This is a genomic window from Chryseobacterium sp. NRRL B-14798, assembly GCF_050470705.1.
Classification (GTDB): Bacteria; Bacteroidota; Bacteroidia; order Flavobacteriales; family Weeksellaceae; genus Chryseobacterium; species Chryseobacterium cupriresistens.
Genome location: NZ_JBFLUL010000005.1, coordinates 1,318,688 through 1,338,762, shown reverse-complemented (window position 1 = coordinate 1,338,762; position 20,075 = coordinate 1,318,688). Strand labels below are relative to the sequence as shown.

The 20,075-nt window shown below is 36.2% G+C and carries 17 protein-coding genes and 1 riboswitch; of the genes, 10 read left to right on the top strand and 7 right to left on the bottom strand.

Annotated features, from left to right (window positions below; all coding sequences use genetic code 11):
* The first annotated feature begins 11 nt into the window (after window positions 1–11).
* Complete coding sequence (locus tag AB1278_RS06425; RefSeq protein WP_137905791.1) at window positions 12–1,430, top strand: CCA tRNA nucleotidyltransferase; 1,419 nt, start codon at window positions 12–14, stop codon at window positions 1,428–1,430.
* Window positions 1,431–1,582: 152 nt separating this feature from the next.
* Here the strand turns inward: AB1278_RS06425 and AB1278_RS06420 are convergent, their stop codons facing one another.
* From AB1278_RS06420 to AB1278_RS06410, 3 genes are all read right to left on the bottom strand, one after another.
* Entirely contained in the window at window positions 1,583–2,641 is a 1,059-nt protein-coding gene (locus tag AB1278_RS06420; protein WP_202838854.1) for a YncE family protein, read from the bottom strand.
* A gap of 21 nt (window positions 2,642–2,662) precedes the next feature.
* On the bottom strand, window positions 2,663–4,489 hold the full coding sequence (locus AB1278_RS06415; protein WP_202838853.1) for a TonB-dependent receptor plug domain-containing protein: 1,827 nt from the start codon (window positions 4,487–4,489) through the stop codon (window positions 2,663–2,665).
* 31 nt (window positions 4,490–4,520) lie between these two features.
* Window positions 4,521–4,698: riboswitch (cobalamin riboswitch) on the bottom strand.
* A 137-nt stretch (window positions 4,699–4,835) separates the two neighbouring features.
* Window positions 4,836–6,149 carry a T9SS type A sorting domain-containing protein gene (locus AB1278_RS06410; protein ID WP_343642038.1) on the bottom strand — a complete coding sequence of 438 codons (1,314 nt, stop codon included), beginning with the start codon at window positions 6,147–6,149 and terminating at the stop codon, window positions 4,836–4,838.
* A 154-nt stretch (window positions 6,150–6,303) separates the two neighbouring features.
* Between AB1278_RS06410 and AB1278_RS06405 the strand changes: the two genes are divergently transcribed.
* Window positions 6,304–7,911, top strand: a complete 1,608-nt coding sequence (locus AB1278_RS06405; protein ID WP_202838851.1) for a helix-turn-helix domain-containing protein — start codon at window positions 6,304–6,306, stop codon at window positions 7,909–7,911.
* The gene (locus AB1278_RS06400; protein WP_343642035.1) at window positions 7,908–9,038 is read left to right on the top strand and encodes a tetratricopeptide repeat protein; all 1,131 of its coding nucleotides are present in this window, start codon (window positions 7,908–7,910) and stop codon (window positions 9,036–9,038) included. The genes AB1278_RS06405 and AB1278_RS06400 overlap by 4 nt, the downstream gene beginning before the upstream one ends.
* 55 nt (window positions 9,039–9,093) lie before the next feature.
* Here AB1278_RS06400 and pafA read toward each other — a convergent pair whose 3' ends face one another.
* Window positions 9,094–10,740, bottom strand: a complete 1,647-nt coding sequence (gene pafA, locus AB1278_RS06395) for an alkaline phosphatase PafA (protein WP_395974658.1) — start codon at window positions 10,738–10,740, stop codon at window positions 9,094–9,096.
* A gap of 103 nt (window positions 10,741–10,843) precedes the next feature.
* On the opposite strand from pafA, the gene AB1278_RS06390 reads away from it, so the two are divergent.
* The 6 genes from AB1278_RS06390 to AB1278_RS06365 all read left to right on the top strand — a co-directional run bounded on the left by AB1278_RS06390 (window position 10,844) and on the right by AB1278_RS06365 (window position 14,576).
* Complete coding sequence (locus AB1278_RS06390; protein WP_429813125.1) at window positions 10,844–11,629, top strand: hypothetical protein; 786 nt, start codon at window positions 10,844–10,846, stop codon at window positions 11,627–11,629.
* Between the two features lie 20 nt (window positions 11,630–11,649).
* Window positions 11,650–12,042: a VOC family protein gene (locus tag AB1278_RS06385; RefSeq protein ID WP_062674185.1), complete on the top strand. Its 393-nt coding sequence runs from the start codon at window positions 11,650–11,652 to the stop codon at window positions 12,040–12,042.
* A gap of 17 nt (window positions 12,043–12,059) precedes the next feature.
* Window positions 12,060–12,596, top strand: coding sequence for a GNAT family N-acetyltransferase (locus AB1278_RS06380; RefSeq protein ID WP_429813122.1), 537 nt, complete (start codon window positions 12,060–12,062; stop codon window positions 12,594–12,596).
* 80 nt (window positions 12,597–12,676) lie between these two features.
* Complete coding sequence (locus AB1278_RS06375) at window positions 12,677–12,907, top strand: hypothetical protein (RefSeq protein ID WP_343642025.1); 231 nt, start codon at window positions 12,677–12,679, stop codon at window positions 12,905–12,907.
* A 113-nt stretch (window positions 12,908–13,020) separates the two neighbouring features.
* Entirely contained in the window at window positions 13,021–13,572 is a 552-nt protein-coding gene (locus AB1278_RS06370; RefSeq protein WP_429813119.1) for a putative glycolipid-binding domain-containing protein, read from the top strand.
* Window positions 13,573–13,658: 86 nt separating this feature from the next.
* Window positions 13,659–14,576 (top strand): alpha/beta fold hydrolase, encoded by a 918-nt coding sequence (locus AB1278_RS06365; protein ID WP_429813116.1) that lies wholly within the window; start codon window positions 13,659–13,661, stop codon window positions 14,574–14,576.
* A 154-nt stretch (window positions 14,577–14,730) separates the two neighbouring features.
* Here the strand turns inward: AB1278_RS06365 and AB1278_RS06360 are convergent, their stop codons facing one another.
* The 3 genes from AB1278_RS06360 to AB1278_RS06350 form a co-directional block, all read right to left on the bottom strand.
* Window positions 14,731–15,657: a malate dehydrogenase gene (locus tag AB1278_RS06360; RefSeq protein ID WP_034699354.1), complete on the bottom strand. Its 927-nt coding sequence runs from the start codon at window positions 15,655–15,657 to the stop codon at window positions 14,731–14,733.
* A 117-nt stretch (window positions 15,658–15,774) separates the two neighbouring features.
* A complete protein-coding gene (locus AB1278_RS06355) occupies window positions 15,775–16,326 on the bottom strand; it encodes a biliverdin-producing heme oxygenase (protein ID WP_202838841.1) in 552 nt (183 codons plus the stop codon).
* Between the two features lie 21 nt (window positions 16,327–16,347).
* Window positions 16,348–18,546, bottom strand: a complete 2,199-nt coding sequence (locus AB1278_RS06350; RefSeq protein ID WP_429813112.1) for an ATP-binding protein — start codon at window positions 18,544–18,546, stop codon at window positions 16,348–16,350.
* Window positions 18,547–18,927: 381 nt separating this feature from the next.
* On the opposite strand from AB1278_RS06350, the gene AB1278_RS06345 reads away from it, so the two are divergent.
* A complete protein-coding gene (locus tag AB1278_RS06345) occupies window positions 18,928–19,977 on the top strand; it encodes a linear amide C-N hydrolase (protein ID WP_110011339.1) in 1,050 nt (349 codons plus the stop codon).
* Window positions 19,978–20,075 lie beyond the last annotated feature (98 nt).

Genomic DNA, 20,075 nt, shown 5'->3' with positions numbered 1-20,075 from the left:
TATTATCAACGATGAAAATTAATCTTAATCAAAATAAGAATTTAAAACTATTTAAAATCATTTCTGAAGCAGCAGAAAGGAATAACCAGTCCGTATACATTGTGGGTGGTTATGTGCGAGATCTGCTGATGAACAGAAAAGCATCTACCGATATAGATTTTGTAACGGAACAAAGCGGTATTGAGCTTGCTCAGCATGTAGCTCAGGATATAGATCCGAAATTGAAGGTTTCCGTATTCAAAACTTACGGAACGGCTATGATCAAGTATAAAGAACTTGAACTTGAGTTTGTGGGAGCAAGAAAGGAAAGCTACACAGAAAACAGCCGGAAGCCGGAAGTGGAAGGCGGAAGTCTTGAAGATGACCAGAAAAGAAGAGATTTCACCATCAATGCGATGGCTATTTCTTTAAATAAAAATAATTTCGGAGAATTGATTGATCCTTTCAATGGGATTGATGATCTTGAAAAAGAAATTTTAAGAACTCCCCTGGAACCAGCACAAACCTATTCTGATGATCCGTTAAGGATGATGAGAGCAGTACGTTTTGCTTCCACTTTAAATTTTAAAATTGAGGAAAATTCTCTGAAAGCGATCCAACAGGAAGCAGAAAGAATCAGGATTGTTTCCATGGAAAGAATCATGGTAGAGTTTAACAAAATCATGATGTCTGAAAAACCGTCTATCGGATTGAGACTGATGGAACAAACCGGTCTTATGAAGCTTGTTATTCCTGAACTGATCGAACTGAAAGGCGTGGAAGAAGTGGAAGGACAAACTCATAAGGATAACTTTTACCATACGCTGGAAGTAGTGGATAATATTTCTGTGAATACCGATAATCTTTGGCTTCGCTGGTCTGCCCTTCTTCATGACATTGGGAAAGCTCCGACGAAAAAGTTTGTAGAAGGAACAGGATGGACTTTTCACGGGCATGAATTTTTAGGTTCAAAAATGGTAAAAACACTTTTCCAGAGATTGAAATTACCTTTGGGAAGTGACATGAAATATGTTCAGAAAATGGTCAAGCTTTCATCAAGGCCAATTGCGCTGATTACGGATGATGCTTCAGATTCTGCATTAAGAAGACTTTTATTTGATGCAGGAGAAGATCTGGAAGACCTTTTCACCCTTTGCAAGGCAGATATTACCACTAAAAATTCTAAAAAACAGGAGAAATTCAAAAGAAACTTTGAATATGTAGCGGTCAAGATCAAGGAAGTGGAAGAAAAAGATCAGGTAAGAAACTTCCAGCCGCCGATCACCGGAGAAGAAATTATGGAAATGTTTAATCTTAAGCCGGGCCGTGAAATTGGTATCCTGAAAGAGAAAGTGAAAGAAGCTATTCTTGAAGGTGAAATTCCCAATGAAAAAGAAGAAGCGACGAAATTTGTCATTGCTGAAGCTGAGAAACTGGGATTAACCTTATAATTCGATTTAGAAAAATATTAAAAATTCCGGCGGGATGTTCCATCCCGCCGGATTTTTTTTCTTAAGGAAACAAAGCCGGCCGGTTTCTTCGAAACCGGCCGGAAAAAAACACAAATGATGAAAAAATAAAAAATTATTTTTAGAAGTAATAATTATTGCGGGTTAAGGAAAGTTCCGTTAGCACCAAGACCACCTGTTTTAAGGGAAGTAAGCTTGGTACCCGTAGTTGCTGAATATACAGTCATTTCGCTTTCCTGAGTGAATTGTTTAACATCTGATGCAAAAATTCTACCATCAATAACATTAAATCCATAAAGCGTAAAATAAGGACCACCATCTGCAGCTGTTAATAGCGGGCTTGCAGGAACTGTTGGTGTAGCTAAACTTGTTGTATACACTTTATTGGCAGAACTGAAATAGATTTTATCATTATCAATCTGAAGATTGGTAGCACTTGGAATTCCTGTCAACGTAACTACCGGTGTCATAGCCCCTGTGCCGGAGATTTTATAGATATAAGAATCAGTAGCTGTAGAAGAAATTGTATATACATTGGATTTGTATGAAATAGTACTGTTAATCTTACCATTCGGAACAGTAAGTTCAGTTTTACTGTCATTAGAAGTATTGATATAAGTAATCATATTTCCATATCCGGAAGTAGCATTCTGCACAAAAATATTTCCACCTGCTTCTACTGCTTTATCAGCCCCGCCTGTCATCGTGATTTTGCTTACAAATGAATAGTCGGAAGCCTTATATTTTGTTACACTTGTTGCATTCGTAGAGAAGTTTAGATTAGCAACATAGATAAAATCATTAGCAAAAGCAATTCCTCTCGGGTTATCAATCTGATTAGTGATTACTCCTAATTTCTTAAATGTATAACGGTCTACTACAACAATTTTGTTTGAGTTATTGATCACAAGATAAGCCTTATTTCCATTAAGACCAATGGTCTGAAGAACGTCACCCAGAATTTCTTTATTGTTATTGTACCCATATACGTCATCCTGCTTTAAGCTTAAATCTCTTGTCAGGAATGTTACTTTAGCACCCTGGCTGTTAAAATTACCTTCATTAGAGATAAAATATCCGTTCTGGTAAGTGATCGGAGAAATTTCAAACTCGGCAGAGTCACTTGTACATGAAGACATATTAAACAATAGTACAACTGCAAATAAGACAGTTAAAAGTTTAGTTATTTTCATAATTTATTCAATTTTAATTTATTAAAAATTTATTGCTGCATACACACTATAGTTTCTTTTTGGTAAAGGATAGAAAGAAACGGTTTTATAGTAGGTATTGGTTAGATTATTCACTTTAAACCCTAAGGTATATTTTTTTGCTAAGGTGGCAGAAACTCCCATATTTAAAAGAAAATAAGGATCTATAGCTTCTGATCTCTTTTCATCACTTGTGGTGTAGGTAACACCGTTCAGCTGTCCCTGTGCATAAAACCTGAAGAAACCATATTCGTAATCTATACCGGCATTTCCCCTGTGCATGGGAACGTAAGGTCTCTGCATCTTCGTTTCTTTATCGATAGCTTTTGCATAATAGTATGCTGCATTGGCTCTGAATTTATGATTTCCCCACTGCTTGCTGAAAGACAACAGGGATTCCAGCCCGTAAGATTCGGATTTATTGACATTGTATGCCTGCCAGTATCCCATAGCCGTTGGAAGCCATACAATAAGATCTGTGATGTTCATATAGTAGGGAGACAGAGTAAGTTTGAAATCTCCCACTTTGAACTCATTGGTCATATCCACCTGAGTAGAGGTTTCCGGTCTCAGATCTTTATTTCCTCCCGGTTCATAATAAATATCATTAAATGAAGGATATCTGAAGTTTTTGGATACGTTAATACTCAGATCATACCATTTTGCGGCGTTCCATTTTCCGGAGAATGAATACATAAAAGGAGACTTTACATCTTCTACAAAATCTTTTTTGAATCCTCCTTCAAAACGCAGATCTTTTGTTGCAAAATACCGCAATAATCCTGAAACAGAACCTATATTCCTGCTGACATTGGATATTCCGCTCTCGTACCCTTCTCCTTTATTAATCTGAAATTCTCCGATGATATTAAAATTCCATTTTGAATTCAGGAAATAATTAAAATCATTTTTAAAGATATAATTTTTCCCGGTTCCTCCACTGGATTTAGGTTGGTTTAACGAACCGAAATACTGAAAATTCTCTTCCGTATAGGCTGCTTTAAGGGAATTACTGAACTTCGCTTTGTTCCAGTCCCAAGAAAGAAGACTTCTTACACTTTGAGTTGTATATTTTGTTTTTGTTCCCGTTTCCTCATATACAGGATAATGCTGTGAAGAATCAAAAAACTGGCTTTGCCACGAAACCTTATGATCGTTTGTAATTTTATAGGATGCTCCTACATTGAACGTCGTATTGTAATAATTCCCGTTTCTGTTGATGTAATTCAGATCGCTTACCTTATAATCATTTTCACTTACAGAATAATTTCCGGAGGCTTTAAAACTGAACTTATCATTGCTGTAAGAACCTTTTACAAAGTTATTATAGGTATTAAAGGAAGCCACTTCAGAGAATAAAGAACCATGGAAGCCTTTATTAAAATCAAGAGTATTATTCAGGTGAATACTTCCCCCGATGGCACCACTTCCGTACACTACACTTCCTCCACCCGCTTTGATACCGATCTGATCATAGCCGAACAAAGCAATATTATTGATATCTCCCTGGCCTAAAAAATTAGAATTGATATTAATTCCGTTCCATACGAATGCAGTCTGCTGGGCAGTTGTTCCTCTGAAAGAAGGCGAAGAAACAGCACCACGGCCATTTTCTTTAATGAAAACCTGCGACTGAAACCTCAGAAGCTCCGAAAGATTACCGGAGTTTTTTTCAGCATCTTCTGCTGTAATTGTTTTTACGGGATGAAAAAGTTTCACCCTGTTCATCTGGTTGTCGAAGACATAAATAGTGTCAATAGTTTTCTCTTGTCCAAAAAGAAAACACCCATAAGATGAAAAAAGCAGTACTAAAGATCTTTTTATATCCATACTTTTTTACTTTTCCTCCGAAAGCAATATGTTTTTAATTATAATCCTGGCAGGTCTCCTGACTTTCGCATTCTGCTCCTTCCCGTTTTTACACAGTGGCGTTTTGCAGAAACTTGTGTTGCGATTTACAGTTGCGGGGACAGTCCGGGAGTTACACCCGATTCCCTTTTCATTCCAAAATACTGGAAACCAAAATTTTTGCAAAGATAGTTTTTTATATGTATTTGCCAAAAACCAGACTTTTCTATACAAAATATGCTATCCTTTTGTTATATACACAAAAAAGAACGGCCGCTTTCAATATTGAAAACAGCCATTCATCCCACTACTTTACTATTTATATATGTTACTTTTTAATAAATTTATAAGACTCCTGTTGTACTCCTTTTACGGAATATTGTAAAATATAATCTCCTTTTGACAGGGATGAAACATCAATCTGTCCTTCTACAGTATCCAATGATTTTACCTTTTGTCCAACCATATTATAAATTTCTGCTTTCTCTATTTTTCCTTTTCCTTTAAAATACAGGATGTCAGCCACTGGATTAGGATAGATACTTGTATTGTTTTTCTCTTTCACAGCATCACTCACCGATAAAAATTCAGAAGTATCCAGGTAAAAAGCAATCATCTGCCCTGAAGCATTCGTCCCTGACCCGGCAATTTTCTTTCCGTCCTGTGAAATTGCAAGAGGAAGTCCCATTGTTACTCCATTAGTGGCAATTCCTAAAGATGCCGCATAATCATTCAGGTTAATTCTCCCGGCGGCAGAGGTCCAGATAAAGCCTTCTCCTGACATGGGAGGAGCCCCAAATGCTCTGTAATACCCGATCACTTTTTTCCCATCAGCAGAAATCCCGGTGGCACCTCCTTTGAAGCTGAAAGAAGCATTAGGATGCGTTATATAAGTAAGTCCGCTCACAGCATTCCATACATAAGGATTAGGATTTGCCGAACCTATTATTGTATTTCCGTCAGCAGAAATTCCTCCTGCTTCTCCTACATGATTCCCATTATTATCTGTAATAAAACTTTCCACTCCATCCTGCCATTTTGCTCCGCTTCTTGTTCCGGTTGATTCATCCTGCCAGCCTACAATCACTGTTCCTGCTGCATTGATTGCGTTTGCTCTGGAGCTGCGTCCGGGAACTATACTTCCCAGATCTACCACGCCGTTTACTTCATCCCATTTCACAGCATGCGCATTCGCTGCGGTGAGAAAACCAAGACCAACAATAGTATTTCCATCAGTCGACATTCCCCAGGTAGAGCTTACGCTGCCATCCCATCCTGTAGGTACAAGCCCGCCTCTGTTTACCCATGTGGCCGTAGCGACATCATAAGTAGATATTTCATTGAATCCTGTTGCGGCATTGGTAACCGACGACGATATTTTGGTTCCGTCATTCGAAACAATGGTTCTGCCTGCAGCCGGATATCCGTTTGTTATAGAACCTATCTGTACGAGTCCTCCTGCAGCATTCCATTTATATATACTTCCTGCACTGGTGTGCAAGCTTACTACTCCATTATCCGATACTGCGCCTACATTATAATTTCCCAAGCCGATTACAGTAAGCTGCGCTTCTGCAAAACCAAATTTCAAGAAAAGATAAGCTATCAATATTTTCATTGACATTCTGTAAAAATTTTTCATATTTTATTATATTTAGCGTTTTGAATTGGTGAAAACAATATTAATACAACATTCACTCAATTAAAAGAAATTGACTTTCATAATTCGTGAATTTTAAAAGAGTTTAATTTTTAAAATACTAATAACCAAATAGATATAAAACAATATTTTGAATATGGATTTTACCGGAATTATTCAAAAAAACACAAAAAACAATTTATCAGGACAAAAATTATTTCAAATCTTACTGTTTATTTTCTGCTTCCTTATTACCAAAGGACAGTCCGGCCCCGACTTCAATATGCTAGCAGATAAAGCATTTCTGAAATTGTATCAGAATCCCGACGAATGCATCAGTTATACCCAGGGAATTCTTGTGAGTGATCAAAACGCGGAACACAAAATTGTACTTCAAAATATTATTTCACAAGCTTTTGCCCTGAAGGGAGACTATGTACAGTCTGTCAATATTTTTGCTCAAAAAGAAGATATTGATCAGAAAAATAACCTTTCATATTTTATGCAGGTCTTCAGTGGTTATAATCTTGCTGATCAGTATCAGAATCTGGGTTTATACAATCAGTCAAAGACAATTATTACCAATCTTTTATCCGATCAGAAACTTCCTAAAAGTAATGATCGTTCCTTAAGAATCACCACTGCAAAATTGTATCAGCTTCAGGCATTAAACTCAGGAATCAACAGAAACTATCCTGAAGCCTTACAAAATCTTGATAAAAGCAACCAATACCTTGGGAATCATAATGAAGAGAACAGAATTTTAAAAATAGAAAACAGAATTTTTCGCTCTTCTTATCTGCTGAAGCAGAATAAATCAATAGAATATAAAATACTTATAGAAAATGTGATTGCTGATCTTGAATCTCAGAAAAACCAGCCGTTTCTTTTAGGTTTGGCTTATGAGAATCTGTCCCAATACTATTTTCTGAAGCAGGATTATGCAACCTCTATTCAAAAATTGGAGGCAGGTCTTCGATTGATCGAGAATCTTCCGTTTAATAATTTAAAAATTAAAATTTACGAATCACTGTCCCGTAATTATTACGCGGTACATAATGATGCAAAATATCATCAGTACAATAAACTTTACACTGATTTAAAAACAAAAACAGATTCCGGTTCAAAAGAAGGGATACGATATCTGGTGAAGCTTGTGGAAACCAATCAGAATAAAAACATTGAATTTCAGAGGTATATGCTTTTAAGATCTTCCTCGGTTTTAATCTTCATTTTATCTTTGATAATCCTGGGCTTGCTTGCCTATTTTTTAGTCATTAGAGGTAAAAATAAAGATTTAAAAAAACAGTTTGATTTCTTTGAAAAGCAGACCAGCCAAAAGACTCAGCCGGCTATTTCAAACAAAACAAATACAATAAAAGATAACGGGACGCCAAAAATATCGAAGGAAAAAGAAGATGAAATTCTCCAAAAGCTAGAAGAATTTGAAAAATCCGATAGGTTTCTCAATAAAAACATGTCTCTGTCGCTGCTTTCTTCTCAAATGGAAATCAATACAAAGTACCTTTCCGAAATTATTAACAGTAAGGAAAAAAACTTCAATGGATACATTAATAAACTTAGAATCAATCATATTGTACAGCTATTAAGAACTGATTCTACTTTTCTTAATTATAAAGTGAGCTATCTTGCAGAATATTCCGGGTTTTCTTCACACAGTGCTTTTACAACTGTTTTCAAATCTGTTACCGGCATGTCTCCCAACACCTATATTCAGGAAATCAGTAAAACAAAAGTCTTATGAAATCAATTTTAAAAATAGTACTGCTGCTGGCTGTTTTTTGTCATTGTGTGAAAGGCCAAAAGACACCCGATAGTGTCTTAATAAAAAAAGCAAAACTTGAAATTTATGACAACCCCGATAACACCATCAAAATCGGGGAACAATTATTAAAAAAATCTCATGATATAAAAACCTCCATTGATCTCTATATGCTGCTTTCAACAGCCAATATTGCTAAAAGAAATTTTGAGGAATCTTTACAATATATTTTAAAAGCAAAAGAACTTCTACAAAAAACCAATGACCCCAGAAGCCAAGCCGGGGTTCTCATTTCAGTCGCTATCCAGTATCAGCAAATGGAACTTTTTAACAAATGTCTTGAAACACTGAATGAGGCTGAACAGTATATTGCAAAAATTCCTGAAAAAAATCCTGAAAAATATAGTGAGACTGCAGCAAGCTATGCGATAAGAGGAATGGTTTACAAAAGCCAGTCTAATTCAGAAATTGCTTTGGAAAAGTTCCTGATTTCCATACAGAATTATGAAAAGGTTCCTGTAAAGAAAACCACTTACTCCAATATGAGTGTGGTATACTACAATATTGGATACTGTTATCTGAACCTTAATGAGATTGACAAAGCACAAGAGTCATTTTTACAGTCTGTCAGCTATGCCCGGAAGAATTATGGTAAAAGTCTGGAAGCATTTGCTTTGAAAGGAATTGCTGAAATACACAAACAAAAGCATGAAAATCAAGCCGCAATAGATCTCTTACTAAAAGCCGGGGAACTTTGTAAAAATACCGGAGATATCATCCTGAATGAAGGGCTTTACAAGGAATTGGCAGAAAATTATCTTGCTTTAGGACAACAGGATCTTTATCAGCAGTATAATAAAAAATACCTGGAAATGCGATTTCAAAGAAAGCAGAATGAACTGAAGTCTATTAATCAGGTGATCGACAATCATAACAGGGAAACCGTTTTAAAAAGTGAGAAACTAAAATCTGATGATCGTTATATTAAAATAGGTTCTGTTTTCCTGGGAGGTATTCTTATAATTCTACTGTTATATCTTATTATAAAAATCAGAAAGCAAAATAAGAAGTTTCATCATGAGATACAGCAAATGATACGAACATCATAAGCTGTAAAAAACAAAAAACATTCCCGGTTGGGAATGTTTTTTTATAATTTTCAATTTACTTACCAATAACCTCGGTAATTGGGTTTCCTACATTTCCACTCGGGAATTGAATTTTCAATAAAGAAGATACCGTAGGTGCAATATCCGTCATGTGATATTCTTTATTGCTTTCTCCCTGCTTCACTCCCCAACCCATAAAGATCAATGGAATATGAGAATCGTAAGAATTCCATACGCTGTGCGTAGTTCCTGTTTTAGAATATGGCGGAAGCATAGAATCGTGAGAAATTAACTGGATATCTCCGCTTCTCTGTCTGTTGATCCCGTTAATAATTCTTTGTTTGATTGGCTCCGGAATGCTTGACTCCTGAATTTTGTCTACAGAAACAGCATATAAAACAGTAGGATCTTTCTCAATTTCTTTTACAGCGAAATTTCTAACATCATCCAATTCAAGCTTGTTGTCTGCCAATACTTTTCTGTCGAAATAAACCTGATAGTTATCAATGGCGTTGACCAGTTTATCGGTTCCGAATTTTTCTTTCAGTTTCTGGTTCAGATTCTTTTCCGCATCTTCTCCAAAGAAACCTGTAGGGATTTTATGTTCTTTAAGGAATCCTACAGAGTGTGCTCCACCGTGGTCAGCAGAAAGGAAAACCGTGTACTCGCCTTTTCCTACTTTTGAATCAAGATACTTGAAAAACTCAGCTAAATCCTGATCTAATCTGATATATACATCTTCTACTTCAATAGAATTCGGCCCGAATTTATGTCCTGCATAATCCGTAGATGCCAGATTAATCGCTAAGAAGTCTGTAATATTATCTCCACCCAGCTTTTCACCTTCTACAGAAGCTTCTGCCAGTTTTAAAGTCAATGTATTTCCAAAAGGTGTATAACGGATATTGTCTTTTTTAGTCTGGTAATCTTTTGCTAAATTACTGTAAGGGAAAGTAGGTGTTTTTGCACTTCCCAACAAGCCTTCCCAAGGTGAATTGTCTGGTGCGCTTTCTGTATATTCATTGATTGGAAGTAATGTATTCCAGCCATTGGCTACTAATTTCTCAGGAAGATTCTGAGAGTTGAATGATTTTACCCACTGTGGAAGATCATTCATATACCATGTACTGGTAATGAAATTTCCTGTGCTGTCATCAAACCAGAAAGCTCCGTTTGGAGTATGGCCTGCAGGAAGAATGGAAGCACGGTCTTTCAAAGAGACACCGACTACTTTTCCCTGGAAATTTGTTGCCAGTCTCAATTCGTCAGTTACTGTGGTAGACCAAAGGTTTTTCGGAGAATGGCTTCCTGTTTTTGTATTGGTAGTACCTACCGGCTGAACGTTCTCATCTGCGGTACAGTAAACTCCTTTACCTGTTTCCTTATCTGTCCAGTCATTTCCGGCAATACCGTGAATAGCAGGTACAGATCCCGTATAGATACACGTGTGCCCCAGAGCCGTAATGGTGGGAACATAAGGAATATGTACATTATTTAAAGAATATCCTGTATTTAAAAGCCTTTTGAAGCCGTCATTCCCGTATTTACCATAAAAACGGTACAAATAGTCCCAACGCATCTGGTCTACTACCAGACCAACGACTAATTTGGGTCTTTCCAGTTGAGTATTTCTGTTCTTCTGTGCATTGATTGTAACTACGGAGAATAAAGTAGCTGCCGCAATTGAAATGTTCCTAAGCATCCAAGTAAAATTTTTATTGATGACAAATTTAAGGGTTTTGAAAGTTTTGGAGTGTGAAATTTTATTTAATTTTGATTATTGTACAATTATCAACCAATCTTCTATGATTTTAGGCGTATACTGGTATTTCAAATTTCCGGAACAATTATATGACTTTCAATTTTTCAAATTTTCTCCTGGACTTGGAGGACATGCCGATACTCCTGCTGAACTGACAACCAGAGTACAAGTGGAAAATACAGATGATTTTATTCCTAAACTGGAAGCACTAAAATCAGATTTCAAGAAAACATATTTACACCTGAATATCGATGGAAATCAAATCATCATCAATATTGGAGACCATATGCTTTTTGATTTTCATTTTCAGTTTGCTAAATTGGTTGAAGAGCTATTGATCCGTGAAAATGCAGTATTATTGGATGCAAGTCTTCCTTTTGCCATTCAATCCAGCAAAAACTATCCTCCGGAAAGAGAGGAATTCAAAAATATACAGCACCGTTTCATTCAGATGGTGGGTTCTGACTTCAAAAAAAGTAATGCAGAAAATTATGCAGCCAGAATAGATTGTAATCTGCCTTTACAGCATAAAAAAGAATTGATTGATGACCTGACCCGGATTTCCAGAGAAGAAAACCTCCATGTATTTTATTATAATGATTTTGATTATAAAAATCATTGTAATCTGATGCTCTTTTTCACCAATGGCAGACAGAAAAAAGAAACCATTCAAAAGGTTGACATCAATTCATTTGGACGTAAAGTGCGGCAGCTTAGCCAGAAATACCCTCTTCATTTCGGTCATTTTGGAAGTTTTAAAGAGTATCCTTTACATGGGCCTCATATAAAACTGATGATAGATGAAGAATATATTATCAACAAGAAATAAAAACATTTAAATTCAATCATATGATCAAATTCAAGTATGTCATTCTCTATGTAGAAGATGTAGAAATGTCTATGAGTTTTTATAAAAACACCTTTGGCTTTGAAATAAAATTCATAACTCCCGAAAAAGATTATGGTGAGCTCCTGACCGGAGAAACAAGTCTCTCATTCGCTTCTGTGAGCCTGGCTCAGTCCAATATTAAAAAAGGATTTATAACGGCAAAAACTGAAGACCAACCTTTCGGAATGGAACTTGGGTTTACGACAGATAATGTAGAGGCTTTGGTAGAAAAGGCAATACAAAACGGCGCTGTTCTTTATGAAGATATTGCTTTAAAACCATGGGGACAAAAAACAGCTTATATTAAAGATCCCAACAATTATCTAATAGAAATCTGTACTGAAATTCACTAAAATAAAAATATGGAAGGGTGGAAATAAAAAAATTACAAAAACTAACCTCTAATCCAAGTATGGATTGGGGACATAACGGGTATACAACGGATGTAAGATATGTGGTTTCCTCTATTGAGTTTGGAGGTTCTTTTGAGTTTATTTTAAAAGAGAAGTCTTTGCCTTACCACAAAATATGGGAAACGACTTCTGAAGATCTTGAAGAATTGAATACCATCATTGAACAGGGAAATTCTTTCGGTGCTTTTGTTAATGAAGAATTGGCAGGCTGGATTATCTGTGAACAAAGAACATGGAACAATAGTTTTTATATTGAAAATATCCTGGTCAACGAAAAATACAGACGACAGGGAATCGGAATTAAATTGATTAAAAGCGCCATTAAAGAAGCCAGAAAATTGAATTCCAGAGTGATTGAACTGGAAACACAGAATACCAATTATCCTGCAATACAATTTTATAGAAGAATGGGATTCAATATTACCGGACTGAATACAAGATTCTATGAAAATCCAGAGGAAATTGCGCTTTTCATGACTTTAGATATAGAGTAATTTTACCACATTCATTAAAACACTTGCTGGTGTGTTAATTTTTTTTTACATTAGTAATCAACAAATTAAAAATGATTACTATGAAAAATTTAAAAAAATTAAAGAGAAATCAGCTGGTGCTGATCAGTGGTGGTGACACTCCCTATGCTTTATGTGATCTGGATGGCAACTGCCCTCCGACAATAGGTTCCTACTATTGCAGTGATGGTACCTGTTACAGAGTTTCGGGTGGTGGCGGTAATCCCGGATGTAATGAGCCAATGCGTCTGTGCCAGGAATGGGAAACAGGATGTGGATGTGTTTATATGTAAATGCATTTTGTTAGATAAAATTTTGGAAGGGCGGTGTTTACCGCTCTTTTTTTGCAATCAGCCATAGCATTCATTAACTTGCATCTCTTAATAATACATCAAAGAATATCATTATGAAGACATTAATCTGGAAAGGAATCTATTATCAGTCCCTTGAATATTTCAATCTATTATCCAATGATAAAAATTACACTATTGAATCAAAAATCATCGGTTGTATTGAAGATAAAATATACAATGTAGAGTATAAAATCCATACTGATAAAAACTGGATCGTTCAGGATTTTCTGATCGAATCCGAGATCAATACAATTAAAAGAATTTCTTCGGGCAAAAGAAATCAAGGCCAATGGGAAATTAATGGTGTTGTAAATCCTGAATTTGATCATTTCAATTTCATAGACATTCCTCTTAGTCCGTTCACCAATACTCTACCAATCAACAATTTAAAACTTTCAGAGAGCGGTTCTCAAAAGATTAATGTTATATATATTGACGTGTTAAAACATAATATCAAACCTGTTCAACAACAATATACCCGGACAGCTGTTAATAAATACCTGTATGAAAATATCGAAACCGATTTTAAAGCTGAAATTTCGGTGGATGAAAGTGGATTAGTCACCAGCTACCCTGAATTGTTTGAAAAGATTGCAGAACTTTAATACCATAAGAATTAAGAGGTGATAAAGCAAAGGAAGATAGTTTGGTATTTTAGTAATAAACAACCCCTTACAATTGTTATAATGGTATGAAAACAATTGCTATCCTACTCTTTTTTCTCACTTTCCTGACTGTCGTTTCCGCTCAGAATAAATCATCAGAAGGGTTCGTTGAAACCTCAGATCACGTAAAGATCAAATATAAAGTCTCCGGAAAAGGAGAAGCTTGTATTTATATTCCAGGTGGCCCCGGACAGGGATATCCATCTTTTGAGCTGATGGGTGGAAATAATCTGGAAAAAAACTTACAGATGATCTATATGGACCAGCGGGGTTCCGGTGAATCCGGTACATCGGAAAATTATCATCTCGATACAATGATTCAGGATATAGAAGAACTGAGACAGCATCTGAAATTGAAAAAAGTATTTTTACTGGCTCATTCTTTTGGTGGAATCATTGCTGTCGGTTATGCAAAAAAATATCCAGAGTATACCAAAGGCCTCATTCTTGCGAACGTTACCCTTCATTTTCTGAATGATGAATCTGTCAAAGAACAGATTGAATACGGAAACAGCCTTTTACAGTTAAAAAACAGAGTGATTCCTAAAGACAGTCTTTCTTCAGAGCTTTCAAAAGTCAGCAGCGCTTTAAGAAAGAAAAGAATCGGATATAAATTCCTGACCGAAGATATTGAAACCATAAAAGAGTCTGATAAAATAGATTCTCTTCATCCCCGCATCATCGACTTTGGAATGGCAGTGATCTCAAAACCCAAAGAATTTCCTGAATATTATGCCGATTATGCACCCATCACCAGGGACATTCGTGTTCCGGTACTTATCATTACCGGAAAAAATGATAAAGCAGTCGGAACTCAGCATTATAAAACTTTCCAGTTTCCCAATCAGAAAGTAGTTTCTATTGATGGCGGACATCTTTTGTACTACGAGAAAAATAAAGAATTTGTGAAGGCTGTTACTCATTTTGTAAAAACAACGAATTAATAGCAGCTGTTTATTTTTATAATCAGTTTTGGCGCGGCCTCCGGCCGCGCCAAAAACTTCCTCCATTCAAATATTCAAACAAAATCCGGCTGTTTCAAATTTGAAACAGCCGGATTATATCTATTTTAATTCCTGCTTAAAAGCGGGTAAATCATTAAAATTTAAGATCTCCATTCACTTCTCTTACCGCGTTAGCAGCTTCAGCAAATTTCAATTGCTCTTCAGCAGTTAAAGTTACATTTACAATTGATTCTACTCCATTCGCTCCGATAATAGCCGGAACACCTAAGCAGATATCGTTTTGCCCGTATTCTCCTTCAAGCATTAAAGAACAAGGAATCATTTTCTTCTGGTCACATGCAATGGCCTGAACCATTACAGAAACAGCAGCACCTGGAGCATACCAAGCTGAAGTTCCTAATAATTTTGTAAGCGTAGCTCCTCCTACTTTAGTTTCTTCGATCACATATTTTTGTTGTTCATCACTTAAGAACTCAGTTACAGGAACCCCGTTTCTTGTTGCTTTGCTCAATAATGGAAGCATACCTGTATCACTGTGAGCAGCGATTACCATTCCGTCAACATCAGAAATCGGAGCTTCTAATGCTTCAGCCAATCTGTATTTGAATCTTGCAGAGTCTAATGCACCACCCATTCCGATGATTTTGTGCTTAGGAAGACCTGAAGTTTTGTGAACAAGGTAAGCCATAGTATCCATTGGGTTGGAAACCACGATGATGATTACTTCCGGAGAGTGTTTTACTAAGTTTTCAGTAACTTCTTTCACGATACCAGCATTGATACCGATCAATTCTTCTCTTGTCATTCCAGGCTTTCTGGGAATTCCTGAAGTGATTACTGCTACATGAGAACCTGCAGTTTTGCTGTAATCTCCTGTTGTACCCGTAATTTTTGTATCAAATCCGTTAAGAGATGCTGTCTGCATCAAATCCATTGCTTTCCCTTCAGCAAACCCCTCTTTAATGTCTACCAAAACTACTTCTGAACAGAAGTTCTTCATTGCGATGTATTCTGCACAGCTTGCTCCTACAGCGCCTGCACCTACTACAGTTACTTTCATATTGTTACTTTTTTAAATTATTTTTTTGTTAGTTAAATTTTAATTTGAAACTCCCCAAATTTAACAATTCCTGAAAAATTGCGCAATTTTTCAGGAATTTAATTAGAATTAAAATAATTAGTTGACATTCAGTAAAAACGAATACAGTTTTTTTGCACCGGAAAGCACTTCATTGTAGCTTTCTTCTGCCACCTCAGTATCCAGAACTTCTTTAAAATTTTTCCACATCGGGCCTGTATTTTCCTGATAACATCCGAAAAAATTGAAAGTAACGTCGTCAAAACCTTCCGTTTTAGAAAGCTGTTTAGCAATAACATTTCCTCCCAACGTAGACCCTTCAATCACATACATCGCTCCAAGCGCTTCATGTTCATTAATGAATTCAAGGTCGTGGGACGCTTCCTGATTTTTCAGGGAAAGGCTTTTCAGGTCTTTTTCAATAAGGCAAAGCTTTTTTCTTTCCTCAAGCTGAAGTTTTTCTGCATACTTGTCTGAAAGACTGCTGAATATTTTATCTTCGCTGTGAAGAAGCATCAGGTAATTGGTATGGATGATTTTTTTATAATCCTCTAAAGTGAAGGTTTTGTTGAAAATCTTCTCAGAATTAAAAAGTTTTTCTGCTGCATCGTGATACTCTGCTGTATTCTGTTTAAGATATTCTGATACCATAAATAGCGTTTTAAAAGTTTCTCAAATGTAAGGCTTTTTGAACGTTAAAATAAATGAAGTCCCCTCATTATTACTCTCAAAATCAACATTTCCTCCAAGTCTTTGCATAATGCGGTGCACAATAGATAGTCCCACTCCGTTTCCTTTGAATTTTTTGGCATTATCCATCCTGTTAAAGATTTTAAACATTTTATGTTTTTCCTCCACAGGAATACCAATACCGTTGTCTGAGATCCTGTAAATAATGGTTTGCCCGTCTTCTGTCCCTTCAATTTCTACTTTTGGAAGATCTTTATGGGAAGAATATTTCACAGCATTGTTGATGATGTTCAGAAACACCTGATGAAGCATTGTCTTATCAGCCAGTACATCCGGACACTCTTTGATGATAATCTCACTGTTGGCACTTCCGTAGGTCATCTTGGCATTTTCAGATATCTTCTCAATAGTATACGTTGTTTTCAGACTTTCAAGCTGAATTTCGCTGTGCTTGGCACGGCTCAGCTGCAGGACGTCATGCATCATTTCAGCCATATTATCAATTTCTTCAATAATTGCATTGATCTTGGCTTTACTTTTTTCAGAATTATCAGCAAGATTTCCCAGAAGCATTTGTGCATTCAGTTTCATCACGGTGAGAGGTGTTCCCAGGTCATGAGAAATAGTGTATGAAAAACTGTCAAGTTCCTCATTTACTTTTTTAAGCTCATCATTAAGCCTTTTAATCGCATTGTAATTTTTATGGGAAGTTTCTAAGATCAGATCCCTTACAGCCTGTACTGCACTTACATTTCTGGAATTCCATCTTTTTGAATGCCCTTTGATATTTTCTGTAAAAATGCGGAATGAAGTTCTGGGAGATATCATTTGTCTTTCCTCTCCGTTCTGAGAAAACACACTTACTTTCTTCTCCGGATTTCCGGCCCAGTTGATATGTTCATCAAACTCTTTTCTGAACCAGATCAGCATTTCATTTTTATCCCTTTCAATAAAATAGATGGCAATTCCTGCTGCATTTTCAGTCAGTTCAAGTTCTTTGCCATAATCTTTAAGGAAGTTTCGGCTCACATAAATACGTTCATTGGTATTACTAAGAGCCCATGCTGCAACTCGTCCAATATTTTCATGATCAGGAGTACTTCCGTCTGTTATTATATTTTCATCAGAAACAATGGCAAGACCATCAGCTTCCGGTAAGTTTCTGATTTCTTTTTTACATTCAATAAGAGAATTAAAGAGATTGTTATGCTTTAAAAATTCCGTTTTCAGCTGAGACATTCTCTCATTGAGTTCCAACCGGTAATTCAGTTCGTTTTTTGATTTAAAAGAAGAATAGGCATTCGCTGCCAGAGCCGTAAAAATTCCGGCCTGTACTCTATCTTCAAGATCAATATGTTTAGCTTCAACATTCTGGCAGGTTACCAGGCCCCAGAGATGATCATCAATAATAATGGAAACACTGAAGCTGGACGCCACTCCCGAATTTTTCAGATACTGTGCATGAACCGGTGACATTCCCCTGGATGCGGAGTAAGTAAGATCAATATTTTCAGGGCTTCTGCTTAAAATAGGAACCGTATCCGCATATACATTGCTGAAGATTCTTTTTCTTTTTTTCAGATAAAGATCGCGGGCCTGTTTCGGAATATCAGACTCCGGGTAATGAAGCCCCAGAAAGCTTTCCATATTTTCGTTTTTCTTTTCTGCGATTACTTTTCCGGAACCGTCCATCATGAATTTATAGACCATCATACGATCATAATTCACCACCTTTGAAAGAGTTTCCAGAAGATGGTTCCAGAGTTCCTTTTCATTATCGATGATGTAAAAGTTATCATATTTATTGGAAATTCGTTTATTGGGATTAATGATAACCTCTTCGAACTCCAGAAAAATATAAAGTTCACTTCTGAAAACAGAGAAATGATATTCTGTACCATTAATAAAAATCTTATCGAAATAAGTTTCATTCTTACGTCTGGTAAACTTATCCAGTGAAGTATAGATTTCTGAATCAATAATGCCCTGAAAACTTTCCGGAAAGTCAGTAATCTTTCTTCCGAACAGCTCCTCTGAGCGCTCAATTTTAAATAGATCCGAAATATTCCTGCTAAAAAAAGTAATGGTACGAAACTCTGCGTCAATGCCAATCAAATAGCCAAAACTTTGTATAGAACCCGGAATATGGATAGGCTCTTCATGGCATTCTATAAAACTCATATATCTTTTCAGTCTGTTAATCAAATATAACGATTTTTCTGAACAGCTTTCTATTTTGTGGTATCTAATTTTAAAACACACAATACCAACACTTTACAACACAAAACAGTGAAAATACAGAAGAAAAAAAACATTAAAACATTCTTTATTTTTTCATCCCTTTTATATCATATCATTAAAATATACAAAAAAAAATTAAACTATCCAATTATCATTCTTTAACCATGATTCATAACATAAATTACATATTATTAATCCAAATGATTACTTTATTTAAACAAATTTTGCTAAATTTATATCACTAAATAATGAATATGATTAAAATACATTGAATTATTCACAACAAATTCAATATAAAATTTAAATTCAAATAATACTATTATGAAAAAGTTCCCATTAATTTTATTTTCTCTGATCCTTTCTATAGGATTATGGAATCCTTCTGAAGCATGTACAAGAGTAGTGTACAAAGGTCCCCAGAATACCGTTATTACAGCCCGTTCCATGGACTGGCGTGACGAAATCCCTGTCAATCTCTGGGTTCTCCCAAAAGGGATAGAACGAAATGGACTGGTAGGCTCTAAATCTGTGAAATGGACCGCCAAATATGGAAGCCTTGTAAGCTCTTCATGGGATATTGCTTCAGCTGACGGCATGAACGAAAAAGGGCTGGTTGCCAACCTGCTTTGGCTGGGAGAATCTCAATATCCTAAATTTGATGGAAAAGGTAGTAAAAAAGGTATTGCCATTTCATTATGGGCCCAATATTATCTTGATAACTTTGCCACAGTAAAAGAAGCCGTAGAATTTTCACGCAAAGAGCCTTTCGTTATTGTTAGTGATTATATTCCGGGAACAGAAAGATTTACCACCGTCCATCTTTCCATTTCCGATGCTTCAGGAGACAATGCAGTATTTGAATATATTGACGGAAAGCTTGTCATTCATCATGACCCGTCTTACACGGTAATGACCAATTCTCCTATTTTTGAGGAGCAGCTTGCCCTTAACAATTACTGGAAAGGTATTCCGGGGACCGTTATGCTTCCGGGAACCAACCGGGCAGCAGACCGCTTCGTAAGAGCTTCTTACTATATCAACGCGATTCCTCAGACTGCAGATACCCGCACAGCTGTAGCCAGTGTTTTCAGCGTAATCAGAAACTGTTCCGTTCCTTACGGGATCACTTCTGCCACAGAGCCTAATATTTCTTCTACAAGATGGCGTTCGGTTTCAGATCAGAAAAACCTTGTGTATTATTTTGAAACAGTCTTTACTCCAAACACTTTTTGGGTAGATCTTAAAGAATTTGATTTAAGTCCAAAAGGTAAAGTAATGAAACTGGATCTTAGTAATTACCGCACCTACAACGGAAAATCCAATGCAGAATTTAAAGAATCTGCTCCGTTCACATTCTTAGGATTAAAATAGATATTTCACCACAAACTACTTATGCTTAAGTAAATCTGGTCCCTGCAGATGAAGACCTAAGTATTCCGCACTATGAGTGAATGTATGATCATTCAAAA

Excerpts from the sequence above, each read along its gene's own strand:
- AB1278_RS06410 (WP_343642038.1), bottom strand. The coding sequence starts at position 6,149 with ATGAAAAATTTTTACAGAATGTCAATGAAAATATTGATAGCTTATCTT.
- AB1278_RS06360 (WP_034699354.1), bottom strand. The coding sequence starts at position 15,657 with ATGAAAGTAACTGTAGTAGGTGCAGGCGCTGTAGGAGCAAGCTGTGCA.
- AB1278_RS06375 (WP_343642025.1), top strand. The coding sequence starts at position 12,677 with ATGAAAAATTTAAAAAAATTAAAGAGAAATCAGCTGGTGCTGATCAGT.
- AB1278_RS06385 (WP_062674185.1), top strand. The coding sequence starts at position 11,650 with ATGATCAAATTCAAGTATGTCATTCTCTATGTAGAAGATGTAGAAATG.
- AB1278_RS06345 (WP_110011339.1), top strand. The coding sequence starts at position 18,928 with ATGAAAAAGTTCCCATTAATTTTATTTTCTCTGATCCTTTCTATAGGA.
- AB1278_RS06390 (WP_429813125.1), top strand. The coding sequence starts at position 10,844 with ATGATTTTAGGCGTATACTGGTATTTCAAATTTCCGGAACAATTATAT.
- pafA (WP_395974658.1), bottom strand. The coding sequence starts at position 10,740 with ATGCTTAGGAACATTTCAATTGCGGCAGCTACTTTATTCTCCGTAGTT.
- AB1278_RS06405 (WP_202838851.1), top strand. The coding sequence starts at position 6,304 with ATGGATTTTACCGGAATTATTCAAAAAAACACAAAAAACAATTTATCA.
- AB1278_RS06370 (WP_429813119.1), top strand. The coding sequence starts at position 13,021 with ATGAAGACATTAATCTGGAAAGGAATCTATTATCAGTCCCTTGAATAT.
- AB1278_RS06350 (WP_429813112.1), bottom strand. The coding sequence starts at position 18,546 with ATGAGTTTTATAGAATGCCATGAAGAGCCTATCCATATTCCGGGTTCT.
- AB1278_RS06415 (WP_202838853.1), bottom strand. The coding sequence starts at position 4,489 with ATGGATATAAAAAGATCTTTAGTACTGCTTTTTTCATCTTATGGGTGT.
- AB1278_RS06425 (WP_137905791.1), top strand. The coding sequence starts at position 12 with ATGAAAATTAATCTTAATCAAAATAAGAATTTAAAACTATTTAAAATC.
- AB1278_RS06420 (WP_202838854.1), bottom strand. The coding sequence starts at position 2,641 with ATGAAAATAACTAAACTTTTAACTGTCTTATTTGCAGTTGTACTATTG.
- AB1278_RS06365 (WP_429813116.1), top strand. The coding sequence starts at position 13,659 with ATGAAAACAATTGCTATCCTACTCTTTTTTCTCACTTTCCTGACTGTC.
- AB1278_RS06355 (WP_202838841.1), bottom strand. The coding sequence starts at position 16,326 with ATGGTATCAGAATATCTTAAACAGAATACAGCAGAGTATCACGATGCA.
- AB1278_RS06400 (WP_343642035.1), top strand. The coding sequence starts at position 7,908 with ATGAAATCAATTTTAAAAATAGTACTGCTGCTGGCTGTTTTTTGTCAT.